This window comes from Streptomyces sp. NPDC107575 (assembly GCF_055657265.1).
In genome coordinates, this window is sequence record NZ_JBVKBG010000010.1 from 107719 (window position 1) to 132368 (window position 24650).

Consider the following 24650-nt stretch of genomic DNA (forward strand, 5'->3'; position numbering starts at 1 on the left):
AACCGGTCACCTCTCCCGACCGGAAACCCCGTGATGCGCGGTGTCTGTGAAGTGGCGGTGAAGCGGGTTTCGGCCGTCCGCGACGGGCAACATGCCGCCCGTGACTCACCCCAACGACGGCATTCCGAACAATGCCCCATACGGCCCCGGTCCGAACAGGCCGCCTCACAACGCCCCATACCCCTCCCAAGGCGGCGACACCGCTCCGATGTACGGCGGTCCGCGCCCGTACGACGGACCCCGTCCTTACGACGACCCCCGCCCGTACGACGGACCGCCGCCGCCCCCGCGGCAGCAGCCCGCCTACCGCCAGGACCCCGACATCCCCTACGAGCCGGTCCCGCACACCGGCTACGGACAGAACTCCGGGTTCACGCCGAACGGCCGCCCCGTGCGCAACCGCAGCGGGCGGGGCGCGGACCGGTTCGCCCTGCTCGTGCACACGCTGGCCGACATCGCCGCGGTCTTCCTCGCTCTGTGGATCGTGCTGTACCTGCTCGACGCGAACCAGTCGAACGTGTTCGTCGAGTTCGTGCACGGGATGGCCGACTGGCTCTCCGGCTGGGCGCGGGACATCTTCACCATGGACACCGAGGGGCTGCGGGTCTTCTTCAACAACGCCCTGCCCGCGGTGATCTATCTCGTGGTGGGCCACGGCGTCGCCGCCTGGATCCGCCGCCTGTGAGTCGCTCGTCGGCCGGACTTCGGGGCGGCCCCCAACGCCCTGGAGGCTCCGCCGACGAGCCTCTTTCGATCACACCCCGTCCCATGTCTTGACGCCCGCGGGCGCCCGGCGGGACGCTCGGCTCACCTTGAATCCGACGTCAACTCCGACGTCCACATCGAGAGGTGCGCCGATGACGCAGGTCTGGACGGTCCGAGGTCCGATCGACTCCAGCGAACTCGGGAACGTACTCGTCCACGAACACGTCGTCATCGTCGGCGAGGAGTTCCGGCAGAACTACGCGCGGTGGGACGAGCAGGCCGTCGTCGACGACGCCGTCGCCCAGCTGAACGAGCTCAAGGGGCTCGGCATCGACACCATCCTCGACCCGACGGTGCTCGGTCTCGGCCGGTACATCCCCCGCATTCAGAGGATCGCGGCGCGCACGGACCTCAACATCGTCCCCGCGACCGGTCTCTACACGTACGACGATCTGCCGTTCCAGTTCCACTACAACGGTCCCGGCACCCTGTTCGGCGGGCCCGAGCCGCTCGTCGACCTGTTCGTGAAGGATCTGACCGAGGGCATCGCGGACACCGGTGTGCGTGCCGCGTTCCTCAAGTGCGCCATCGAGGAACAGGGCCTCACTCCCGGCGTCGAGCGGGCCATGCGGGCGGTCGGCCAGGCCTCCGTGCGTACCGGCGCGCCGATCACCGTGCACACCCACGCGGCCTCGGAGTCGGGGCTCGTCGCGCAGCGTGTGCTGGCGGAGGAGGGCGTCGACCTGGCGCGCGTCGTCATCGGGCACTCCGGGGACACCGACGACATCGACTATCTGGCGCGGCTCGCCGATGCGGGCTCGTACCTCGGCATGGACCGGTTCGGGCTCGACGCCCCGCTCACCACCGAGCAGCGCGTCGACACCGTCGTCGAGCTGGTGCGGCGCGGATACACCGACCGGATCACGATCTCGCACGACGCCTCGTGCGTCATCGACTGGTTCGGCGACGTGGACCGCGCCGAGGTCGCCCCGAAGTGGAACTACCGGCACATCAGCGAAGACGTACTGCCCGCCCTCGCCGACAAGGGTGTGTCCAAGGACGACATCGACACGATCCTGCGCGCCAATCCGCGGCGCCACTTCGAGGCGTAGCCCTCAGGGGCTGACCGCGCCGCCGCCGCGCTCCACGCTGCGCAGCACCTCGGCGTGCAGCGCGGCCAGGCCCTCGGGCGGCACGCTCGCGGGGCTGCCGGTGAGGGTGTACCACTCCTCGGCGCCCGTGTACTGGACGGCGATGCGGGCCCGGTCCCCGGCCTCCCGGATCGTCGAGACGGTGAGGTCGCCGGTGACGACACCGACCTCGTCGGTCATGGCACCACCGGGTCCCGCGTGCACCTCGCCCGTCAGTGTCTCGGCCTTCTTCTCGTCGCCGCTCACGCGGAACACGTCCCGAGCATCGTCGTCAGTTCCTTCTTCTCGGCGTCGGTGACCGTCAGTTCGTACGTCGACTTCACCGACACCCAGGAACGGGCGTACGTGCACCAGTAGTCCTTGGCGTCGGGCTGCCACTCGTCGGGGCCCTGGTCGCCCTTGGAACGGTTCGAGTGGGCGGACACCGACAGGAGTTGCGGGTGCTCGAGGTCGTTGGCGAACGCCTTGCGCTGCTCCTGCGTCCACTCGTCGGCGCCGGAGCGCCAGGCGTTGGCGAGCGGCACGGTGTGGTCGATGTCGAGGTCACCGGAGTCCGTGAACTTCTCGCCGTCGTACACGCTGACCCAGTTCCCGGAGTCCGCGTGGCACTCGCCGTCCGTCTTCACGTCCTTGCCGTCGCGCTTCAGGACGGCTTCGCGGGTGTCGCAGCTGTCGCCCTGCTCCGCCCAGTGCGGGAACTTGTCGCGGCTGTAGCCGGACATGGAGCCGTGGGGTGCCACCTTCAGTTCGGCCAGCTCGCCACGGGCCTCGTCCGCGCTGGGCACACCGGGAAGGGTGCTCTCACCGGTGGTCGCGCTCGCGGACGTGGAGGGTTCCGCGCCGTGCGCCGAGTCCTCGGACCCGCCGTCGCCCACCCCCTGACATCCGGCGAGCAACAGCACCGTCAGCGCGGCCGGCACCGCCGCCCGACCGAGCCGCCCGAACCGCGTACGTTCCTGAAACCCCATGCCCCGCAACTGCCTTCCGTCGACCGCTTCGAACATACGAAGCGTACGGGGCGGCCGACGGAGCGTCAGGGACCGGGCGCGTGTCAGTGAGTCGGGGCCGGCAGCCCCACGGCACGGAAGGCGTCGGCGAGGCGCGCGCTGCGGTCGACTACGAGGGTCAGTCCCGGCCGACCCGGTGCAGCGCCCTGTCGGTCACGGTCACCAGGAGCAGCAGCACGGAGACGACGACGAGCATCCAGGCCAGCTCGTGCAGCCCTGCCGTGTTCGCGCCGCCCTTGAAGAAGGCGGCGTTGGCGGCGGAGGCGAGCAGTGCGCCGAGGTAGCTGAACGTGCGCAGCAGCCCGGCGGAGGCTCCGGTGCGCTCCGGGTCGGCCTGGGCGTAGAGGGCGTTCTGGTTGGCGAGGCCGACGAGGCCCTGGGGGATGCCGAAGACCGCGCCGATGACGACGAGGAGCCAGATCGGGCTGTCGGAGTTCAGACCCAACAGGGCGGCCACGCCTATGAGTTGGGCGACACCTCCGACGAACAGCTTGGCTCGCACCTGCGGGCGGCGCCCGGTCAGGACAGTGACACCGATGGCCATCAGGGACATCGGAAGCAGCAGGAGACCGGCCTGTTCGGGGCCGAGGCCGCGGCCGTCCTGGAGCCACTGGCTGTAGCCGTACAGGAACGCGTACGACGTGGTGTACGCGAGGAGTTGGCGCGCGTACGTGGCGAGCAGCGGGGTGTTGCCGCTCAGGACGCGCAGGTCGATGAAGGGATCGGCGGAGGCCAGTTCCCGGCGGGCGAAGACCGTGCCGGCGACGGCACCGATCACCGGCAGGTACCAGTGTGCGGCGCCGGGCGCCGTCAGGAACAGCATGAACGCGGTGAGCGATCCGGCGAACAGCAGCATGCCGGGCACGTCCGCCGAGGTCGTGGCGTCGGCCTCGCGGCCGGCCCTGGCCGACTTCGGGAGCCGCAGCGCGCCGAGCGCGAGGCAGGCGAGCGACAGCGGCACGTTGATCGCGAAGATGAGGTGCCAGCCGCCGAGGCCGATGAGCACGCCGCCGAGGGTCGGGCCGATGACGGCGATGACCTGGTTGGACACCGACAGCGCGGCGAGGATGCCGCTGGGGCTCTTCATGCCGGTGCACTCGGACTCGGTGCGCAGCAGATACATGGAGGCCGGGTACGCGGCGGAGGTGCCGAAGCCGAGCAGCACCCGGGAGACGATCAGCACCCAGAAGCTCGGGGCGAGCACACCGAGCAGGCCGGCGACGCCGACGAGCGCGGTGCCGAGCAGATAGAGCCTGCGCGGGCCGAACGCGTCGACGAGCCGGCCGATCACCGGCTGGCCGACGGCCGTCGCGAGATAGAGCGCCGAGACCAGCCACGCCGTCTGGGACGGCGGAACGCCGAAGGCGTGGCCGATCGGGACGAGCGCGACCGCGAGCATCGAGGAGTTGACCGGGTTGAGGATCGACCCGAGGATCATCGGCGCGACGAGCCGCCGGTCGAAGCCCTCGGCCGTTCCGCCCCGCTTCCGTACGCCGCGGACGCGCTCGGTTATGCCGCTCACGCCTGCGTCACCTCGTCGAGCAACGCCATCGCCGTGATGACGGCGCGCAGCTGCTCCTCGCTTCCGCACTCGGCGAGCCGCCCGGCGAGCCACGCCTGTCGGGCCTTGCGCACCCCTTGGCGGCGCTCGCGCCCCGCGTCGGTGAGCGCGACCACGCGGCGGCGGCCGTCGTCGGGGTCCGGGTGCCGCTCGACGAGCCCGCGCTCCTCCAGGGCGATCACGTGCTTGGCCATGGACTGCGGCCGCACGTTCTCGATCGCCGCGAGGTCGCTCGCGGTGGAGGGCCCGTACTTGTCGAGCCGCGAGAGCACGGACGCCTGGGCGGGCGAGAGCTCACCCTCGGGGTCCACGTCGAGCGCCATCAGCCTGCGGCGGAGCCGGCTGATGATCACCCACACCTCGTCGGTGGCCCGGGCCGCGAGCTCCTCGACGGACGCGCTGTCGTCGTTCATGCCTCCACGGTAGATCGACAGCCCAGGCTGTGCAACCTGGGCTGCACAGTCTGACTGTCGACCTCCCGTACGGCTGCCGGCTACCCCTCCAGCGGCTCCTGCAGCTCCGTGACCCAGTCCTCCCTCTCCTGCGGGCACTCCAGGTTGATCTCCCGCGGATAGCCGACCGAGCGATGGCCGTGCGCGTCGATCCAGCGGGCGAGGGTCTGCACGGACGGCAGGACGGCGTCCATCGACCCGCGGTGCACGAGCGTCGCGGCGCGCTCGACGGGCGGCAGGTCGAGGACGCGCAGCGCACCGTCCTCCCTGGGCGCCGCATTCACCTCGATGCCCGCGTGCACGAGGATGCCGCCGCCGGGGGCGTCCTCGTAGCGGGCGACGCCGGGCCCGGTGGGCCGGATGCCGGCGGCGTCGAGGAGCCGGAACAGCTCCTCGTACAGCGGCTGGATCACCGGGCCGATGGAGCCCGGCTCGAAGTCGGCGGCCACGGCGGTCAGTTCGGCCACGCGCACGGCGGGCAGGCGCTTGATGACGACGTCGTCGGTGGGCATGAATCCCTCGCTCTCGATCGATCGGAGCCGCGCCTCGACGCCGGTCAGCCGGGCCGCCGCCGCGGCCATCTCCGCCTCCAGATCGGCCCTGCGCAGCCGCAGCATGGCGCGCAGCTCCTCGGGGCCGATCTTCTCGTCCACCAGCTCCCGGACCTGTTCGAGCGTGAAGCCGAGATCCTTGAGCGCGATGACGCGGTTGAGGCGGGCGAGCTGGGCGGCGGTGTAGTGGCGGTAGCCCGTGGCCGGGTCGACACGGGCCGGGCGCAGCAGCCCCATGGCGTCGTAGTGACGCAGCATGCGGACCGACACACGCCCGTGCCTGGCGAACTCTCCGATGGTGAACATGATGTCTCCCAGTCCACGGGCTCACACGATGTGAGGGTCAAGCGCTCACCCTCGGCGGAACACCGCGACCGTACGTCCCGGCACCGTGAACGTCCCGGTGCCGACCGTGTACGACGCCGATTTCACCGACTCGTCCGCGCCGCGCGCCTGCACCGGATGCAGCCGGTACTCCGCGCCCGCCGCGTCGGTGACCTTCTGCTTCTGTCGCTCCGGAGTCGCGTTGAACACGATCACGAGGTCGCCGAGCCGCATCGTGATGGCGCCCGGTGTCTCGTCCTTGCCGGAGAGCGGGAAGGACAGCTCCTTCTGGACCTCCGCGGACGTCGACAGCCGGAAGGCCGGTTCGGTCGTGCGGATCCTCAGCAGGTCCTGGTACGCGGCCGAGGTCCCCTCGATGTCCCGGCAGCCCGGCACCTTCACCGACGCCAACAGGGGCTTCGCATAGGACCACTTGGGCTTGTTGTCCGCGGCCATCGGCAGGCCGCGGCCGAAGCCGTTGCCCGTGCGGCAGTCCCAGTGGATCGCGTTGAACCAGTCGCCGCTGTCGAACGAGTTCCGGTCGAGGGACTTCGAGCGCAGCAGGTCGGTGCCCGCCTGCGAGAGCGCCGGGCCCTGGGAGAGGGCCGCCGTGGCCATCGCGAGGACCTGCATGCGGGAGCGGTCGGCCGTGCTCGTCGACGCGGGCAGCTTGTACGTCAACGCGTCGTACAGGGACTCGTTGTCGTGCGCGTCGGCGTAGGCGAGGGCGTCGCCGGGGGCGTCCGCGTAGCCGGCGGGCGCGCCGTTGTAGTCGACGCCGGATCCCTTCACCTTCTCCCCCGCCGTGTCGGTGAACTCGTACGCCGCCAGGTTCCCCGACAGGCCCACCTTGATGAGGTCCTGGTAGTGCAGGAGCCGGGCCTTCTGCTCGGCCGATGTGCCGTTCGCCTTCGAGGAGTTGGGGTCGGTGTAGAGGCCGGAGGCGAAGCCCTGCACGCCCGGGTCCTCGTCGAACGGGGAGCCGCCGCGCACCGCGTCCCGTGCCCGGTCGGAGAAGGTGGCGATGCCGGTGCCGGCCATGTTCTTCTGCGTGGCCTGCTCGAAGCGGGCGCCGTCCGCGATCTCGCCGAAGTTCCAGCCCTCCCCGTAGAGGATGATCTTCTTGCCGTCGACGCCGTCCTTCTCCAGGGTCAGCGCGTCGAGGGCCTTGCGGACGGCCAGGATGTTGGCCTTCGGGTGGTGTCCCATGAGGTCGAAGCGGAAGCCGTCGACCTTGTACTCGCGCGCCCAGGTCACAATCGAGTCGACGACCAGCTTGCCCATCATCGTGTTCTCGGGCGCGGTGTTGGAACAGCAGGTGGAGTTGGCCACCGAGCCGTCGGCCATGAGCCGCTGGTAGTAGCCGGGCACCACCTTGTCCAGGACGGAGGTCTTGTCCTGTCCTGCGGCCGCCGTGTGGTTGTAGACGACGTCCATGACGACCCGCAGGCCGTCCTCGTTCAGCGACTTGACCATGTCGCGGAACTCGACCGTGCGCTTCGTGCCGTCCGGGTCGCTCGCGTACGAGCCCTCGGGGACCGTGTAGTGGTACGGGTCGTAGCCCCAGTTGTAGGCGTCCTTGCCGGCCACCTTGCCGACGCACTCCTGTTGTTCGTCGCTGTCGGGGGCCGACGCCTTCAAGTCGCAGTCGGGCGCGGCCTGTTCGGACTTCTTCTCGGGGATCGTCGCGATGTCGAAGGCCGGAAGCAGGTGCACGTACGAGGTGCCGGACTTGGCGAGCGCCCGCAGATGCTTCGAGCCGTCGGTGTCCTTGTCGCCGAAGGCGTTGTACGTGCCCCGGTCCTTCGCCGGTGTCGTGCCGTCCTCGACCGAGAAGTCCCGGACGTGGAGTTCCTGGATCTGCGCGTCCTTCATGGGGACGGCCTTCGGCTTGGCCAGGCCGGACCAGCCCTTCGGGGCGAGGGACCTGTCACCGAGGTCGACGACGAGACTGCGCTCCGAGTTCGCGGTGAGCGCCACGGAGTACGGGTCGGTGACCTTGTTGGTGACGAGCTTCTGGACGCTGGGCGCCCACACCCGCACGGCGTACCGGTACTCCTTGCCGCGCCACGCGGCGGCGGACCCGGTCGCCGACCAGACGCCGCTCGCGTCGTCACGGCGCATGGCCACCGGCTTCCCGCCGAGCTCCAGGGAGACGTCGCGGGCGGTCGGCGCCCACACCGACAGGGTGACCTTGCCGTTCTTGAACACCGGGCCGAGGGAGGCCTTCTGCGCGGCGTCCGCGTACGTGTCGTCCAGGACGCCTGCCGTCTGCACGCCGGTCGCCGCGAGCAGCGCCCCGTTCGCCGCCCGCTGCGTGGCGATCAGCTGGCCGCGCAGCGCGTCGCGCACCCGGTCGCGGTCGCGCGGGTCGACGGTGAACGCCGGATAGTCCTTGAGGTGCGGGTACTTCGCCTTCTGCGCGTCGGTCAGGTCACCGGGGTTGAGCCGCAGCCACTGCCCCTCGTCGGTCAGCGCCCCATCCTGCACGCCGATGCCACCCTCCGGCGCGTACACCAGTTGCTGGCTGGTGGCGGCGGTGGCCTTCACCTTCCAGACGACCGTGTCGGCGTCGATCCACTGCGCCTCGGCCTTCGCGAGGTCGAGGTCGGCGCCCGAACCCACCGACGGGAGAAGGTAGTTGGTGTCTCCGGAGTTGAGCCACACCTCCTTGCCGTACGTGGCGAAGTCGAGCGAGCGGTCCGTGGCGATGTCCTTCTCGTCGCCCTTGTGGAGGATGTAGCTCAGCGAGGTCGCGCCGTCGGCCAGCGGCACCTCGAAGGTCAGCCCGTAGGCGTCCTTGCCGGTGGGCTGGAGCGGCTTCGACCAGTCGGTCGGGTTCGCGGCGCCGGTCCAGGTGTGCAGGCCCCAGCCGTCGTAGTCGCCGTCGGCGCGGTGCACGTGGATGACGGCCTTCTTGGCGTCCTGCGGCGGGTAGGCACCGTCGGGCCTGGCCGTCTCCTGGCCTTCCTTGCCCTGCTCGACCCAGACCTCGCCGGTCCTCCCGAGGTCGACGGTGCGCTGCGGACCGTCGGATGTACCGGACTTCTCGATCGTGTACGTCACCGAGCTCGCGGCGTCCGGTACCTTCACCCAGGCGAACGCGCCGTAGGCGTCGCGGCCGACGAACTCGGCGGTGGTGTCACCGGACTTCAGGCGCACGCCGTCGTAGTCGCCGTCGGCGCGCTTGTAGTGGACGACGGCGTGGTCGCGGTCCACGGCCGTCGGCTTCTCGGGCGCGGGCGGCTGCCCCGCCGTCGTGTCGGCGAGGGCGCTGGCGGTGCGTCCGGCACGGTCCACCACAACTGCCTTGTACCGCAAGGGCGTTCCGGCCGACACCGTGTCGGGGATGTGCTGCGTGATCTTGTACGGGGCGTGGTCGACGGAGCCGAGCGTGCGCCACTTGCCGTTGCCGACCTGGGCCGCGAAGACGACGCGGGCCGAAGCCGTGTCGACGGGGTCGGCCGAGAGCGTGACCGTGCCGGTGGCCCCGGCGGACGGCGCCTTCAGGGACAGCGTGGGCTTCGCGGCCGGCGCGGGGAGCTTCGACTCGGCGCGCAGGACGAGCGAGGACAGCGCGGGCACGGTGACCTTCACGCGGCCGTCGGACGCCGGCTCGGCACCGGAACCGCCGTACAGGGTGCGGAACTTGGCGGACTCCACCGGCAGCTCGACCGTCTTCGCCTCGCTCGCGTTGTTCACGGCGACGACGTACTCGCGGTCGTCGCCGGTGCGCGAGAACGCGTACACCGAGTCCTTCGCGTACAGCTCCTTCTGCGCCCCGTCGGCGAGCGCCGGGTTGTCCTTGCGGAGCTTCGACAGCGCGGCGATCGACCTGAACAGCGGGTGCCCGGTGTCGTACGCGGCGTCGGCGTGCGTGCGGTCGGTGCCCAGCTCGTCGTCGTCGAGGTAGTCGGCGACCTTCGAGCCGAACATGGTCTGACGGGCGTCCTTGTCGCCGCCCGCTCCGGTGAAGCCCTGCTCGTCGCCGTAGTAGACGACGGGGTTGCCGCGCGAGAGGAACATCAGCTCGTTCGCGAGCCTGTCGCGCCGGACCAGCTCCGCGTCGGACGCCTTCGGGTTGTCGGACTTCAGGAACGTACCGATGCGGCCCATGTCGTGGTTGCCGAGGAAGGTGACCTGCTCGTACGCGTTCGCCTTGTCGGTGGCGTACTTGTAGTCGTCGGCGAAGACCTTGGCGAGCTTGTCGGCGGACGCGCCCTGCGAGGCGTAGGCGCGGGCCGCGTCCTGGAACGGGAAGTCGAGCGTCGCGTCGAGCCGCCCCTGGGTGACGTACGGGGAGGTGACGTCGGTGTCGGCCGAGTAGACCTCGCCGAACATGAAGAAGTCCTCACGGCCGTGCGCGGCGGCGTACTTGTCGAGCGCCGTCGCCCACTGCGTCCAGAAGTCCATGTTCACGTGCTTGGTGGTGTCGATGCGGAAGCCGTCGACGGCGAAGTCCCGCACCCACTTCTCGTAGATCTTCTCCATGCCGGAGACGACCTCGGGGCGTTCGGTCCACAGGTCGTCGAGGCCGGAGAAGTCGCCGTAGGTGGTCGACTCGCCCTCCCAGGTCGAGTCGCCCCGGTTGTGGTACATCGTCGGGTCGTTCAGCCAGGACGGGACCATCTCGCCCGTGTTCTTCGGTGTGTACGGGAAGGAGTCGCCGTCGACCTTCGCCGTGACGCCCTTGCTGTCGTCGAAGGGACGGCCCTTGGTGTCGAGGTACGGGTAGGCGCCCTTGGGGCGGTAGCCGTACTTCTTCTCGGCGTAGTCGACCGTGTCGGCGGTGTGGTTGGTGATGACGTCGAAGAAGACCTTCATGCCCTTGCCGTGGGCCTTGGAGATCAGGTTCTTGAGGTCGGCGTTGCTGCCGAAGTGCGGGTCGACCTGCGTGAAGTCGGTGATCCAGTAGCCGTGGTAGCCGGCCGAGGCGTCCTTGCCCTCGCCCTGCACGGGCTTGTTCTTGAAGATCGGGGCGAGCCAGATGGCCGTCGTCCCGAGGTCCTTGATGTAGTCGAGGCGCTTCGTCAGGCCCTTGAGGTCGCCGCCCTGGTAGAAGCCCTTGTCCGTCGGGTCGTGGCCGGTTGCCAGGCGTGAACCGGTCAGGCCGCCCTTGTCGTTGCCGGTGTCGCCGTTCGCGAAGCGGTCCGGGAGCACGAAGTAGTACTGCTCGCGCGTGAGGTCGTGGCGGGCCGGCTCGGCCGCGAGTTTCGCGTCGGACGGCGGCGGGGGCGGTGCGGCCGCGCGGGCCGCCAGGGGCTGGGCGAGCGTCACGAGGAGCGCGGCGGCCGCGGTGTACGCGGCGGCGCGTCTGTGCGGTACGCGAATCGGACTGCGGCTCACGTCGGGAACTCCTCGCGGGATGCGGTGTGTTGGGGCGGACCGGCCGCGCGCGTGGGGAGGGTGGGGCCGGTCCGCCGCGTGACGGTAACGCCTGCCGGAACACCACTGCAAGAGTTGCGAAAGATGTAGCAAGAATTTTCAACTGCCCATTGACGGGGCGTACTCGTCTGCCCCACGCTCACGACGCGCCACCAGAACCCCACATTCAGGAGCCGCACATGCAGCACGGCACATCCCCCACGCCAAGAAGCCCCCGCAGGCGCCGCCGCACCGCCACCGCGATGGCCCTCGGCGCCCTCACCCTCGGCGGCATGGCCTCCCTGCCCGCCCCGACCGCGACGGCCGCCGACACCGGCACACCCAACGGTGATGTCATCGCCAATCTGTGGCAGTGGAACTGGGCCTCGGTCGCCAAGGAGTGCACCGACACCCTCGACCCGGCGGGCTACGGCGCCGTCCAGGTCGCCCCGCCCCAGGAGTCCCTCAGGCAGGACAACCACTACTGGTGGGACGTCTACCAGCCGTACTCGTACAAGCTCGACAGCCGCTTCGGCAGCGCGAGCGACTTCAAGTCCATGGTGGACAGCTGCCATTCGGCCGGCATCGAGGTCTACACGGACGCCGTCATCAACCACACGTCCGCCCAGCCCGGGACCGGCTACGCGGGCACCACCATCTCCAACAAGTACGACACCCCGGACTACGACCCGGCCGACAGCGACGACTGCACCAAGACCATCGCCAACTGGTCGGACCAGCACGAGGTCCAGCACTGCGAGCTGCTCGGCCTGCCCGACCTGGACACCTCCGAGTCCGGCGTCCGCGAGAAGATCGTCGGGTTCCTCAACAAGCAGATCGACCTGGGCGTCGACGGCTTCCGCGTCGACGCCGCGAAGCACATCGAGACCGGCGACCTCAAGGCGATCGTGGGCGCACTGCACACCACCACGTCGGGCGACGCCCCGTACATCACCCAGGAGGTGTATCCGGGCACACCACCGGCCACGGGCGACTACTACGGCAACGGCGACGTCCTCGACTTCACGTACGCGTCCGCCATGAAGTCGCAGTTCGGCGGCGGCGACATCGCCAACCTGTCGTCCTTCGGCAGCAGTTGGGGACTCGCCGACGAGGCGAACTCCAACACCTTCGTCACCAACCACGACACCGAGCGCAACGGCGACACCCTCAGCTACAAGGACGGCGCCACCGCCACCCTCGCCAACATCTTCCAGCTGGCGCGCGGCTACGGACGGCCCTCGGTCTACGCGGCCTGGAAGTTCGACCAGAGCGACCAGGCACCGCCGAACGACGGCAGCGGGATCGTCTCCGACACCGACTGCTCGGGCGCCTGGTCCTGCCTCGACCGGGACACCGCGATCACCGGGATGGTGGGCTGGCACAACGCGGCGGCGGGCAAGGCGGTGACGGACTGGCAGTCACCCGGCTCGAACGTGATCGGCTTCGGCCGCGGCGACGTCGGCTTCGTCGCCATCAACAACTCGTCGTCCGCCAGCACGCACACGTACACGACGAGCGTGCCGGACGGCACGTACGACAACGTCGTCGGCGAGGGCTCGGTGACCGTCTCCGGCGGCAAGGCCGAGCTCACGGTGCCGGCGAAGGGGGCGGTGGCCTTCCACACCGCGTAGCCGCTCAGCGCGGGTCGCGGGCGCGCCGCACCGCCCACAGCACGTAGGCGGTCGCGCCCGCGACGGCGAGCGCCGCACCGTAGCCGATCACCATCGCGGCTTCGGGCGGCGCCTCGTCGTAGTGGGCCGAGCCGGCGGCGGAGACCCAGATGCGCACCGGGTAGATCTCGGCGTCCTCCTCGACCGGCTCGTCGAAGTACCCCTTCTCCCCGAGGCCGTGCACGACACCGTGCACGGCCTCGCCCTGTGGCGTCCTCCACCTGAACGTCTCGCTGATGTTCCGGTCGCCGACCTGGTCCGCCGTCGCCCAGTACCCGTCCACGTACGCGCGCGTCGCCAGCAGCCCGTGGCGCAGCGGCAGCGCGAACGCGACGAGCACCGCCGCCCACACCACGACCCTCACGGCCCGGCGCGCGCCCGCACGCCGACCGCCCCTCCCCTGTGCCATCACAGGCGGGAGCCTATGCCTCAGGGGCGGCACCCGACCGGGTGCCGCCCCTTCCTGGCGCCAGGTGTCAGGCGATCTCCCACCACACCGTCGTGTCGGCGGGCAGGTCGATGTGTCCGTCCGCCACCGTCACCGGCGCCGAGGCGAGCAGCACCGTGCCCGGCGCCGCGGTGCGTACCGCCGCGCCCGTCGTGTTGACCGTGCAGGCGAAGCCGGGGCGCTCGAAGTGCAGCACGCCCTGCGGGGCCTCGCCGTGCCACTTCACGCCGTCGCCGGCGCCCGCGGTGGTGCGGCGCAGCGCGAGCGCCGAGCGGTACATCTCGAGGGTCGAGTCCGGGTCGCCGGTCTGTGCCTCGACGCTCAGCTCGCCCCACGTGTCGGGCTGCGGGAGCCAGCTGCCGCCGCCGCCGAAGCCGTACGAGGGCCCGGTGCGGGTCCACGGGATCGGCACCCGGCAGCCGTCGCGGAAGCCGTCCTGGCCCTCGGCGCGGAAGTACGAGGGGTCCTGGCGCACCTCGTCGGGGAGGTCGGTGACGTCGGGAAGGCCGAGTTCCTCGCCCTGGTAGAGGTACGCCGAGCCAGGCAGGGCGAGCATCAGGAGGGTGGCGGCGCGGGCACGGCGCAGGCCGAGTTCGCGGTCGCCGGGGGTGCGGATCTGGGTGCCGCCGGGCGGGTTGGCGTAGCGGGTGGCGTGCCGGGTGACGTCGTGGTTGGACAGCACCCACGTCGCGGGGGCGCCGACCGGGCGCATCGCGTCGAGGGAGCTGTCGATGATGTCGCGCAGACCCTCGGCGTCCCAAGGAGCGCCCAGGTACTGGAAGTTGAAGGCCTGGTGCAGCTCGTCGGGGCGGACGTAGTTGGCGGTGCGCTCGACGGTCGGCGTCCAGGCTTCCGCGACGAAGATCCGCTCGCCGTCGTACTCGTCGAGGATCGTGCGCCACGAGCGGTAGATCTCGTGGACGCCGTCCTGGTCGAAGAACGGCATCACGTCGTTGCCCAGCAGCTTCAGCTGCTCGCCGCCGCCGATGTCGGGCAGGCCCTCCGCCTTGACGAGGCCGTGGGCGACGTCGACGCGGAAGCCGTCGACGCCCATGTCCAGCCAGAAGCGCAGGATGGAGCGGAACTCGTCGGCGACCGCCGGGTGTTCCCAGTTGAGGTCGGGCTGCTCGGGGGCGAAGAGGTGCAGATACCACTCGCCGTCGGGGAGCCGGGTCCAGGCGGGACCGCCGAAGATGGACTCCCAGTCGTTGGGCGGCAGTTCGCCGTTCGCACCCTTGCCGGCGCGGAAGTGGTAGCGGTCGCGCAGCGGCGATCCGGGTCCTTCCGCGACCGCCCGCTTGAACCACTCGTGCTGGTCGGAGGAGTGGTTGGGGACCAGGTCGACGATGATGCGCAGGTCCAGGGCGTGCGCGTCGCGGATCACCGCGTCGGCGTCGAGCAGCGTGCCGTACATGGGGTCGACGGCCCGGTAGTCGGCGACGTCGTAGCCGCCGTCGGCCTGCGGCGAGGCGTAGAACGGGGACAGCCACACCGCGTCGACGCCCAACTCGCGCAGATGCGGCAGGTGTCGGCGGATGCCTTCGAGGTCGCCGGTGCCGTCGCCGTCGCTGTCCGCGAAGCTGCGCGGATAGACCTGGTAGATGACCGCGTCCCGCCACCAGTCGGTGGTCTCGCGGGTCGTGGTGGCGGCCGCCACCGGCCGGTCCGTGGAGTGCTGGCTCATGATGTCCTTGCTGCGTAGCCGGGTTCAGCCCTTGGTTCCGCCGGCGGTCAGGCCGGTGACCAGGTGCTTCTGGACAAGGTAGAAGAAAGCGGTCACCGGGATGGCGATCAACACCGCGGTCGCGGCCATCAGGTTCCACTGCGCGTCGTGCTCGCTGACGAAGCTCGCCAGGCCGATCGCGAAGGTGTACTTGGTGTCGCTGAGCAGGAACGTGTTGGCGAAGGCGACTTCGGCGAACGCCGTGATGAAGGCGTAGAACGCGGCGACCGCGATGCCGGGCTTCGCGAGCGGCAGGATGAGCCGCCAGAAGGTGCCGAAGGGGCTGAGTCCGTCGATCCGGCCCGCCTCGTCGATGTCACCGGGGATGGTGTCGAAGTAGCCCTTCAGGAGCCAGGTGCAGTACGGCACGATCGTCGTGCAGTTGATGAGGATGAGGCCCTGGTAGGTGTCGATCAGGCCGAGTTCCGAGAAGATCTCGTAGATCGGCACGATCAGCACGGCGATCGGGAAGGCCTGCGTGAGCAGCAGCACCCACATCAGCGAGCGGTAGCCGGGGAAGCGCATGCGGGAGACGGCGTAGCCGGTGGTCGCCGCGAACAGCACGCCGACGAGCGTGGTGCCGAGCGCGACGATCAGCGTCGAGGCCGCCCAGTGGAAGAACTGGGTGTGCTGCAGGACGTACGCGTAGTTGTCGAGGGTCGCCTTGCCCACGATGTCGCCCGGGTGCAGATAGTCGTCCTTGTCGGGCCCGAGCGACAGATACGTCAGCCAGACGACGGGGAACAGCGCGACGAGGCTCGCCACGGCGAGGACGCCGTGCGTCAGCGCCTTGGCGAGCGGGCTGCGCTCGCCGCGTCCGCGCACGCGGCGCTTGTCCGCGGGGGCGGGCCCGGCCACTGAACGCTGCGTGGGGACCCGCGACTCGGTGGTCGTAGTCATGATGGTGGCTCCTGCGGCGTCAGACGGCGAGCTGCTCATTGCGCTTCAACCAGCGGTAGTAGAAGGAGGTGAAGACGGCGAGGATCGACAGGAGCAGCACGCCGTACGCGGCGGACTGCGCGAAGTCGCGCGGCTGCTGCCCGAATCCGAGGCGGTAGGCCCAGGTCACGAGGATCTGCGCGTCCGGTGCCGTGTTGCCGAAGAGCAGGAAGATGATCGCGAACTGGTTGAAGGTCCAGATGATGCCGAGCAGCACGACGGTGGAGCTGACCGACCTGAGGCCGGGCAGGGTGATGTGCCGGAAGCGCTGCCAGGAATTGGCGCCGTCCATCTCCGCGGCCTCGTACAGCGACGCGTCGATGGACTGGAGGCCGCCGAGCAGCGAGATCATCATGAACGGGACACCGCACCACGTGTTGACGAGGATCGCGGCGATCCGCTGGAAGGAGGGGTCCTCCAGCCAGCTCGGTTCGGGCAGATGCAGCGTGCCGAGGGCCACGTTGATGATCCCGGAGTCGGCGAGCATGATCCGCCAGGCGAAGACGGTGACGAACGTCGGGACCGCCCACGGCAGGATCAGCAGGAGCCGGTAGAAGGTGCGTCCGCGCAGCTTCTCGTTGAGGAGCAGGGCCAGGCCGAGTCCGATCCCGTAATGGAGAGCGACACAGACCGCCGTCCACACGATGGTCCACACGAAGTGCGACCAGAAGCGGTCGTAGGCGGAGGGGCCCCACAGGATGTCGGCGTAGTTGTCGAGGCCGATGAACTTGTAGGTGGCCTCGATCTGGTTGACGCCGATCGTACGGGCCGAGTTGAGGCTGTTGGCGTCGGTGAGCGTCAGATAGAAGCCGCGCATCAGGGGGTAGACGACGAGGACGCCGAGGACGACGACGACCGGAGCGATCATCGCGTACGCGTACCAGTACGTGCGGTACGAGTCCTTCAGGCGCCGGATCGGGCCCGGCCGCGGCGCGGGCTTCTTCGCGTCCGGGCGGTCGACGGCAAGGGTCATGCGGAGCACCTTCTGAGTCGGGCCGGTGGTTCGACGACCGGCCCTCGGACAGGTCTTTGCCGGTTCGCGCCCTCCCCTCCGGGGCGCGAACCGGCGGTCTTACCAGGTCACTTGGAGAAGCCGGGCAGCAGCTTGGCGAACGAGGTCTCGAGTCCGCTCACGCCCTGGTCGAGGGACTCCTTGCCGGTGGCGACCTTCGGCAGTTCCTGGTCCATCGGCGTCCACAGCGAGCTGTACTCGGGCAGCTCGGGGCGCGGCCGGGCGGCGTCGAGGACCTGCTGGTAGCCGGCGATGCCGGGGTCGGCGGTGACCTTGTCGGTGTACGCGTCCTCGCGGGTGGGCAGCGTCGAGTTCTTCAGGGCGATCTGCTCCTGCGTCTTCGCCGACGTCATCCACTTCACGAACTTCAGCGAGGCCTCCTGGTGGGCCTTGTCCGAGCCCGCGTACACGGACAGGTTGTGGCCGCCCGTCGGGGCGCCCGGCTTGCCGCCGGAGCCGGCCGGGACGGTGGCGATGCCCAGGTTCTTCTTGTCCTTGAACGCCGAACCCTTGTAGAAGTTCGTGATCTCCCACGGGCCCTGGATGGTCGAGGCGACCTTGCCGTTCACGAACGCGTCCTGGATGTGCGCGTACGCGTCCGCGGTGGCGTCGGCCTTGTGCAGGCCCTTGCCGTCGAACAGGCCCTTCCAGGCGGTGAGGCCCTTCTTGGCCTCGGCGGAGCCGATGGTGATCTTCTTGCCGGCGGCGTCGACGGTGTCGGTGTTCTCGCCGAACAGGAACGGCTGGGCGTAGTAGCCGGCCGTGGAGCCCCAGAAGCCGTCGGCACCGGTCTTGTCCTTGACCTTGGCCGCGTCCTTCTTCAGCTGGTCCCAGCTGGTGGGCGCCTCGGTGATGCCGGCCTTCTTGAAGAGGGCCTTGTTGTAGACGAAGGCGAGGGTGTCGGTGACCAGCGGGACGCCGTACGTCTTGCCGTCGAACTGGGCCTGCTTGATGAGGGACGCCTGGAACTTGTCCTTCTCGGCGAGCGCCTCCGTGCCGTCGAGCGGCAGCAGGTAGCTCTTCTTGGCGAAGGCGGGCGTCCAGCCGACCTCGGCGCGCAGCACATCGGGGGCGCCGCTCGCGCCGGCCGCCGTGTCGAACTTGTTCTGGGCCTGGTCGAAGGGCACGTTGACGTACTTGACCTTGATGTCCGGGTTGGCCTTCGTGAAGTCCTTGGCCAACGCCCTGTACGTGGGCGCCTCATTGGTGCCGTTCGACGTGTCCCACCAGGTGATGGTGACCGGGCCCGCCGCCTTGTCACCGCTGTCGTCACTTCCGCCGCAGGCCGTCGCCGCGAGTGCGAGGGACGCCACCACCGCGGTGGCCGCTATGCCACGCCGCATGAGAACTCCTAGAGGGTTGGGCCCGACTGGGCGACGTGAACGTAACAGCGCTGCAAGCCCGAGGAAAGACCTTGCTGAAAAAATTTGCAGAGACGGCCGGAGGTTACGGGTTCGTGACCTCCAAGTTCCGGCACTCGACGGGTGGTTATCACCTGTTACATGGGCTTATGTGGCGCTGCAAGGGTCTGCAAGCTCTTGCCACGGGGCGCCGTCACAGGGATCATCGGGACTCCTGCCCCGGCTCCCCCAGCTCTTGGCCCCCACAAGGAGTGCGATGACCCAGCTGCCCGCCCAGGCCGCCCGCAAGGCGCCCCCGGCCGCACCCGCGACCGCGCGTCTCGCCGACATCGCGGCGCAGGCGGGGGTGAGCGAGGCGACGGTGAGCCGGGTCCTCAACAGCAAGCCGGGCGTCGCCGCGGCCACCCGCCAGTCCGTCCTCGCCGCGCTCGACGTGCTCGGCTACGAACGCCCGGTGCGGCTCCGCCGGCGCAGCGAGGGGCTCGTCGGCCTGATCACGCCCGAGCTGGAGAACCCGATCTTCCCGGCGCTTGCCCAGGTCATCGGCCAGGCTCTGACCCGCCAGGGCTACACACCGGTGCTCGCGACGCAGACCCCCGGTGGCTCGACGGAGGACGAGCTGACGGAGATGCTCGTCGACCGGGGTGTCACCGGCATCATCTACGTCTCGGGACTGCACGCCGACACCACCGCGGACATGCGGCGCTACGAGCAACTGCGGGCGCAGGGCGTGCCGTTCGTGCTCGTGGACGGCTTCTCTCCGCAGGTGCGGGCGCCGTTCATCTCGCCGGACGACCGGGCGGCCATGCAACTGGCGGTCACCCACCTCGGCTCCCTCGGCCACACGCGGATCGGCCTGGCGCTCGGGCCGAAGCGGTTCGTGCCGGTGCAGCGGAAGATCGAGGGCTTCGTGCGGGCGATGCGGGACCGGTTCGAACTCAGCCCGGACGACATCGAGCGCGAGCTCGTCCAGCACTCCCTCTACACACTGGAGGGCGGGCAGGCCGCGGCCTGCGACCTGATGGACCGGGGCTGCACGGCGATCGTGTGCGCGAGCGACATGATGGCGCTCGGCGCGATCCGGGCGGCCCGGCAGCGGGGCCTCGAGGTGCCGGACGACATCTCGGTGGTCGGGTTCGACGACTCCCCGCTCATCGCGTTCACGGACCCGCCGCTCACGACCATCCGCAAGCCGGTGCAGGCGATGGGCCAGGCCGCGGTCCGCACGGTGCTCGAGGAGATCGGCGGGACGCCTGCGCCGCACACCGAGTTCGTGTTCATGCCGGAGCTGGTCGTGCGGGGGTCGACGGCGTCGGGGCCGGGGGTTGTCGGGCGGCGATAGCCGCGCGGATTCGCTGAACGCCGCGCCACCCCGCTCCGTATCCTGCACTGAGCCCGGGGCGCACCGGGCTGTTACGGGGGCCGTGCGGGAGGTACGGATGGCACGCAGAGCGCACCGCTGATCACGGGTGGCGCGGCCGACCGAAGGCGCCGCGCCCGTTTCGATCTCTTCTCCTTGTTCACCGAGCGAACTCTGCTTTCTTTTTTCCCCGTGCAAGGAGTGCCGCTTCCCCCTGCCCGAAAACAGCGGGAAAACGGCCCGAGAGCATTTCCCCAATACATTTACGTTATTTGTGTCGGACGCTCCGATTCCCCGTTGACATGCCCGAATTCGCATGCCAAAGCTTGCTCCAGCACAGCGATTCCGGAATTCGCACAACTCCGATGATCCGGAAGGGGGAACACCATGAAGAAGATTTCTGTCCGCAAGGCAGGGCCCATCCGCCTGACCACGGCCTGCTACTACCTCTGCGGCGACGCCGCGTAATTCTGCGCCTCCCCGGCCGGGGTCGGACCGCCTTCGGGGTCCGGCCCCGGCCACCTGCAACTCCCGTCTCCCACAAGGGGGTGTGCCGGATGAACGGCACCGTTCGGCTGCACCGGCTCACGATGGTCGCCGAGGACGACGGCGTGATGGTCGGCCGGCCCGACACCGGTTCGTACGCGGTGTTCCCCGAGGAGGGGGCACAGGCGCTGCGGATGTTCGCCGACGGGGTGCCCGTCGGCGAGGTCGCCGACTGGTACGAGCGCACGTGCGGCGGCCCGCTCGACATGGACGACTTCCTGGAAACCCTCGCCGAACTCGGCTTTCTGCACACCGGCGAGCCGGATCCCGAGCAGCGGCGGGTGCGCTGGCAGGGGCTCGGCAGAGCGCTGTTCTCCTGGCCCGCCTGGACCGCGTACGCCGTCCTCGTGGCGGCCGCGGTGGCCATGATGGTGCGCGATCCGGGGCTGCGGCCCTCGTACCACCAGGTGTTCTTCACGCACTACCTGACGCTCATTCCGCTGACCGTCTTCGCGCTCGCGCTGCCGTGCATCGTCGTGCACGAGGCGTTCCACGCGCTCGCCGCGCGGCGGCTCGGCCTGCCGTCCACGCTCGGGATCGGGCGCAGGCTCTACTACCTGGTCGCGGAGACCCGACTCGATTCACTGCTCAGCGTGGAGCGCCGGAAACGCTATCTGGTTTTCTGGGCGGGCATGCTGGCGGATGTGGTCCTGCTGTGCGGGTTCACGCTGCTTTCGCTCGCGCTCGACACGAACGCCATTCCGTCGTGGATTCACAAACTCTGTCTCGCTGTCGCCTTCACCTGCGTCCTGCGCCTCATCTGGCAATTCCTGTTCTATTTGGAGACGGACATCTATTACGTGGTGTCGACCGCGACAGGATGCACGGATCTGCAGAATGCGTCGCGGTTCCGGCTGCGTTCCGGGTTCCGCAGGACGCTGCGCCTCGCACCGCCGGTGCCGGACACCGAGTGGTCGCCGCGCGACCGCGACGTGGCCCGCTGGTACGCGCCGCTGCTGTTCGCCGGGTACGGGTTCTCGCTGGCCTCGCTGGCCTGGGCCGGGATCCCCACCGCGACGCACTTCTGGACGACGGTCGCGGACCGGCTCGGCGACCCGCACACCCCGTTCTGGGACCTGGTCGACGCGGCGGGCTTCCTGCTCCTGTCCGCGCTCCAGATCGGGCTGCTCGTCCACGTCACGCTGCGGGACCGGCGGAACCGGTCCCGTCCCCACTCACCGCAAGGAGCCCTGACATGACCGCCCTTCTGTCGACACGCCACTGGTGGTTCGACGCCGCCGCCACCGCGGACACCACGGCCGCCGAGTCGCCGCCGTCCCCGTCGCTGGAGGTCCGCTGCCACCGCCGGTTACGCGGCCCGTTCACCGCCGCGCACTTCCTCCTGCACCAGGCCCTCCCCCAACTGGTCGCTCACGACAGCGAGTTGGTGGCCTCGGCGCGGGCGACCGAAGTGGAGTCGATCGCACCCGAACTGATGGCGATCGTGCCGACGCCGCCACAGACCCTCACCAATCTCGCCGACGCCAAGGAGCGCACCCGCTTCTATCCGGCGACCCGCGCCCTGCGCATCGCCCACGGCGTGGCCGAACTCCTCATGGACTGGGCGCGGGTGGCCCACCCGCGCGGCCTCACCCTCGCCTTCCGGGGCCTGGACGAGGCCGACCCCACGGACCGGGACCTGGTGGCCGTGCTGCTGCGGCGCTGCGATCCCGCCACCCTGACCGTGGTCGTGGACGGCGCGGGGGCGGCCGACGACCTGCTCGGCAGGGCGCTCGCCGCGCACACCCGCCGGGTTCCCCGCCTGCCGTTCGTGGACGCGGAACTGCTGCCCGACACGGACCTCGCGCAGCGCTACATCGACAGCGACGGCACCAGTGACGACGCGCGCCTGCGCCGCGCCTATGAAGCGCTGCCCGCCGCCGAGCGGGCCCGCCGGCACACCGCGCGCGCCGAACTCCTCGCCGGGCGGGACGAGCCGACGCTGCGGCTCGGGGCGATCCCGTACCACCTGGAGCACGGCACGGACCCGCGGGGCGCGGGCGTCGAGGCGATCGTCGAGGCCGTCACCGCCTGCTTCAACAAGGGGTTCTACGAGGCCGTGGTGGAGCTCGCCGGACGCGGCCGGGCGCTCCTCGCCGACAGCGAACCCGACCGTACGTACTGGAATCTGACGCACAAGACCGGCGCCTGCCTGTGCTACCTGGGGCGCGGCGCGGACGCGTTCGCGTACTTCGAGGAGATGCGGCGCGGCTCCACTTCGCAGGACGCGCACATGGGGACCGCGTACCTCATGGCGATGCTCTACACCCGGTTCCTGCCGAAGGACGCGCACGACGAGGACCTCGCGCTGGCCTGGGTGAACACGGCGATCTCGATCGCGGACGTGCACCCCGATCCGCACAAGCGGGTCCTGGTGCGGGCGTTCATGCGCAACGCGCGGGCCCTGGTCGAGCTGCACCGCGGCAACGCCGACGGCTCGCTCGCCCTGGTCGACGAGGCGATGGCGATCACCGACGCCGACTTCGGCCCGGACGAGCAACTCCTGCACCGTTCCGTGCTGTTGTACAACCGGGCGCAGGTACGGGGCGCGCGCGGCGACCACACCGCCTCACTGGCCGACTACGACGAGGTGATCCGCCGCGACCCCGACTACGGCGACTACTACTTCGAGCGGGCCGCCCAGCACCGCGCGCTCGGCGCGACCCGCGAGGCGCTCGCCGATTACGCGGCGGCGATCCGGCTCACGCCACCGTTCTACGAGGCGCACTTCAACCGGGCGGATCTGCTGCGGGAGTTGGGCGACGACGCGGGCGCGCTGCGCGATCTGGACTACGCCCTGGCCGTCGAACCGGACCACGTCGACTCGCTGCTGCACCGCGCGGACCTGTCCCTGGAGCGCGGCGACTTCGACCGGGCCCGCGCGGACATCGACCACGGCCTGAGCCTCGCACCGGGAAGCCCCCAACTGCTCGCGGCACAGGGCACCTTGCATTCCGAACTGGGCGACACGCACGCCGCGTACGAGAGTTACTCGGCGGCTCTCAAAGCCGATCCGGGCTGCCTCGCCGCCTGGGCGAACCGGGCCGTCCTCGCCTTCGACGCGGGGCGCCCGGCCGAGGCCGTCGACGACCTGGACGCGGCCCTCGCCCTCGACGACGACGCGGAGCTGCGGATCAACCGGGCCGTGGCGCTGCAGTCCCTCGGCGAGCACCGGCGCGCCGTGGCCGACCTGGAGCGCGCGCTCGAATCGGCCGGCGGCGTGCCCGACCCCGAGCTGTTCTACCTGCGGGGCGTCAGCCGATTCGCCCTCGACGACCCGGCCGGGGCGGTCACGGACTGGCGGGCCCACCTGGACGCGTACGAGCGGGACGAGGCGTCGCCGCACGCCGAGGAGATCCACGCCCGTGCCGGGGCCGCGCTGCGGGAGCGGGCGGCGTGACCGCCGAGGCGACGAGTCCGCCGCACATCGAAGCGGCCCGCTCCGACCTCGTACGGTCCGCGCTGCGGCGGCACGCCAAGGGGGTCGCCGTGGTCACGGTCGGCGGGGAGCGGCCCGCCGGGTTCTGTGTCACCTCGCTCGCCTCGCTCTCCCTGGACCCGCCACTGCTGTCGTTCACGGTCGGCCTGCGGTCGGGTTCGTGGGAGGCGGTGCGGGACGCGACGTGGGTGATGGTGCAGCTGCTCGCGGCCGGTCAGGAGGAGGTGGCGCGGGTCTTCGCGGGCCCGCGCCACGCCCGCTTCGGGCCGGGCACCTCCTGGCACCGGGATCCGCTGGGGCTGCCCGCCCTGGACGGCGTACTGGCCCGCTTCGTGCTGACCCCGGTCAGCATGCGCCCGGTCGGCGACCACGCGCTGGTCATCGGGCTCGTGGTGCGGGCGGGCCGGGTCGCGGAGGCGGGGCCGCTGGTGCACCACGACGGGGCGTTCGTCGGCCTCCCGGGGCCATCCGGCGCGGCAGGCGCGCGGCACTGAGCCATTGGTACAGTCGGCGGCGTTCCGCCGCGCCACCGAAGGAGTCCGACGCCATGGCCGTGGACCAGCTCGACACCCGCATCCTGCGGCTCCTCCTGGAACAGCCCCGCACCAGCATGCGCGAGTACGCCCGGATCCTCGGGGTGGCCCGCGGCACGCTGCAGGCCCGGGTGGACCGGATGGAGCGGGACGGTGTGATCACGGGCGTACAGCCGTCCCTCTCCCCCGCGGCCCTCGGCCACCCGGTGCTCGCGTTCGTGCACATCGAGACGACGCAGGGCCACCTGGGGGACGTCGGGGACGAGCTGGCCGGGGTGCCGGAGATCATCGAGGCGTACTCCACCACCGGCGGCGGCGATCTCCTCGCCCGCGTGGCGGCGCGCGACGCGGAGCATCTGGAGGATGTGATCCAGCAGCTCAACCGGCTGCCCGGTGTGGTGCGCACCCGCACCGAGGTGGCCCTGCGCGAGCGCGTCCCGCACCGGCTGCTGCCGCTGGTCGAGGCGATCGGGAAGGCGGCGGCACAGCCGCGGGGATGAT

The 24650-nt window shown here is 70.4% G+C and carries 19 protein-coding genes; 8 read left to right on the forward strand and 11 right to left on the reverse strand.

Annotated elements, in window-relative coordinates; translation table 11 throughout:
* The first annotated feature begins 391 nt into the window (after positions 1-391).
* A complete protein-coding gene (locus tag ACZ7L4_RS38075; RefSeq protein WP_385767542.1) occupies positions 392-685 on the forward strand; it encodes a hypothetical protein in 294 nt (97 codons plus the stop codon).
* A 172-nt stretch (positions 686-857) separates the two neighbouring features.
* Positions 858-1817, forward strand: coding sequence for a phosphotriesterase family protein (locus ACZ7L4_RS38080; RefSeq protein WP_472109627.1), 960 nt, complete (start codon positions 858-860; stop codon positions 1815-1817).
* Positions 1818-1820: 3 nt separating this feature from the next.
* Here the strand turns inward: ACZ7L4_RS38080 and ACZ7L4_RS38085 are convergent, their stop codons facing one another.
* The 6 genes from ACZ7L4_RS38085 to pulA form a co-directional block, all read right to left on the reverse strand.
* Complete coding sequence (locus ACZ7L4_RS38085) at positions 1821-2036, reverse strand: hypothetical protein (protein ID WP_472109792.1); 216 nt, start codon at positions 2034-2036, stop codon at positions 1821-1823.
* A gap of 62 nt (positions 2037-2098) precedes the next feature.
* Positions 2099-2824 (reverse strand): HNH endonuclease family protein, encoded by a 726-nt coding sequence (locus ACZ7L4_RS38090; protein WP_472109628.1) that lies wholly within the window; start codon positions 2822-2824, stop codon positions 2099-2101.
* Positions 2825-2981: 157 nt separating this feature from the next.
* The gene (locus ACZ7L4_RS38095) at positions 2982-4301 is read right to left on the reverse strand and encodes an MFS transporter (RefSeq protein WP_472109793.1); all 1320 of its coding nucleotides are present in this window, start codon (positions 4299-4301) and stop codon (positions 2982-2984) included.
* 80 nt (positions 4302-4381) lie between these two features.
* Complete coding sequence (locus tag ACZ7L4_RS38100; protein ID WP_472109629.1) at positions 4382-4837, reverse strand: MarR family winged helix-turn-helix transcriptional regulator; 456 nt, start codon at positions 4835-4837, stop codon at positions 4382-4384.
* Between the two features lie 80 nt (positions 4838-4917).
* Positions 4918-5733 (reverse strand): MerR family transcriptional regulator, encoded by an 816-nt coding sequence (locus tag ACZ7L4_RS38105; RefSeq protein ID WP_472109630.1) that lies wholly within the window; start codon positions 5731-5733, stop codon positions 4918-4920.
* Positions 5734-5778: 45 nt separating this feature from the next.
* Positions 5779-11097 carry a pullulanase-type alpha-1,6-glucosidase gene (gene pulA, locus ACZ7L4_RS38110; RefSeq protein ID WP_472109631.1) on the reverse strand — a complete coding sequence of 1773 codons (5319 nt, stop codon included), beginning with the start codon at positions 11095-11097 and terminating at the stop codon, positions 5779-5781.
* 218 nt (positions 11098-11315) lie between these two features.
* On the opposite strand from pulA, the gene ACZ7L4_RS38115 reads away from it, so the two are divergent.
* The gene (locus ACZ7L4_RS38115; protein ID WP_472109632.1) at positions 11316-12749 is read left to right on the forward strand and encodes an alpha-amylase; all 1434 of its coding nucleotides are present in this window, start codon (positions 11316-11318) and stop codon (positions 12747-12749) included.
* 4 nt (positions 12750-12753) lie between these two features.
* On the opposite strand, the gene ACZ7L4_RS38120 is transcribed toward ACZ7L4_RS38115, so the two are convergent.
* The 5 genes from ACZ7L4_RS38120 to ACZ7L4_RS38140 all read right to left on the reverse strand — a co-directional run bounded on the left by ACZ7L4_RS38120 (position 12754) and on the right by ACZ7L4_RS38140 (position 18253).
* Positions 12754-13197, reverse strand: coding sequence for a hypothetical protein (locus ACZ7L4_RS38120; RefSeq protein ID WP_472109633.1), 444 nt, complete (start codon positions 13195-13197; stop codon positions 12754-12756).
* A gap of 67 nt (positions 13198-13264) precedes the next feature.
* Positions 13265-14920, reverse strand: a complete 1656-nt coding sequence (locus ACZ7L4_RS38125) for a glycoside hydrolase family 13 protein (RefSeq protein ID WP_472109634.1) — start codon at positions 14918-14920, stop codon at positions 13265-13267.
* A gap of 24 nt (positions 14921-14944) precedes the next feature.
* Positions 14945-15859 carry a sugar ABC transporter permease gene (locus ACZ7L4_RS38130; RefSeq protein WP_472109635.1) on the reverse strand — a complete coding sequence of 305 codons (915 nt, stop codon included), beginning with the start codon at positions 15857-15859 and terminating at the stop codon, positions 14945-14947.
* 19 nt (positions 15860-15878) lie between these two features.
* Positions 15879-16871 (reverse strand): carbohydrate ABC transporter permease, encoded by a 993-nt coding sequence (locus ACZ7L4_RS38135; RefSeq protein WP_472109636.1) that lies wholly within the window; start codon positions 16869-16871, stop codon positions 15879-15881.
* A gap of 107 nt (positions 16872-16978) precedes the next feature.
* A complete protein-coding gene (locus tag ACZ7L4_RS38140) occupies positions 16979-18253 on the reverse strand; it encodes an extracellular solute-binding protein (protein ID WP_472109637.1) in 1275 nt (424 codons plus the stop codon).
* A 274-nt stretch (positions 18254-18527) separates the two neighbouring features.
* On the opposite strand from ACZ7L4_RS38140, the gene ACZ7L4_RS38145 reads away from it, so the two are divergent.
* The 5 genes from ACZ7L4_RS38145 to ACZ7L4_RS38165 all read left to right on the forward strand — a co-directional run bounded on the left by ACZ7L4_RS38145 (position 18528) and on the right by ACZ7L4_RS38165 (position 24649).
* Positions 18528-19613: a LacI family DNA-binding transcriptional regulator gene (locus ACZ7L4_RS38145; protein WP_472109638.1), complete on the forward strand. Its 1086-nt coding sequence runs from the start codon at positions 18528-18530 to the stop codon at positions 19611-19613.
* Between the two features lie 575 nt (positions 19614-20188).
* Entirely contained in the window at positions 20189-21376 is a 1188-nt protein-coding gene (locus ACZ7L4_RS38150) for a hypothetical protein (RefSeq protein ID WP_472109639.1), read from the forward strand.
* Positions 21373-23577, forward strand: a complete 2205-nt coding sequence (locus ACZ7L4_RS38155; RefSeq protein ID WP_472109640.1) for a tetratricopeptide repeat protein — start codon at positions 21373-21375, stop codon at positions 23575-23577. The genes ACZ7L4_RS38150 and ACZ7L4_RS38155 overlap by 4 nt, the downstream gene beginning before the upstream one ends.
* Positions 23574-24110, forward strand: coding sequence for a flavin reductase family protein (locus ACZ7L4_RS38160; RefSeq protein WP_472109641.1), 537 nt, complete (start codon positions 23574-23576; stop codon positions 24108-24110). Before ACZ7L4_RS38155 ends, ACZ7L4_RS38160 begins: the two co-directional genes overlap by 4 nt.
* Positions 24111-24163: 53 nt before the next feature.
* A complete protein-coding gene (locus tag ACZ7L4_RS38165) occupies positions 24164-24649 on the forward strand; it encodes an Lrp/AsnC family transcriptional regulator (protein ID WP_403838607.1) in 486 nt (161 codons plus the stop codon).
* The last annotated feature ends 1 nt before the right edge of the window (position 24650 follow it).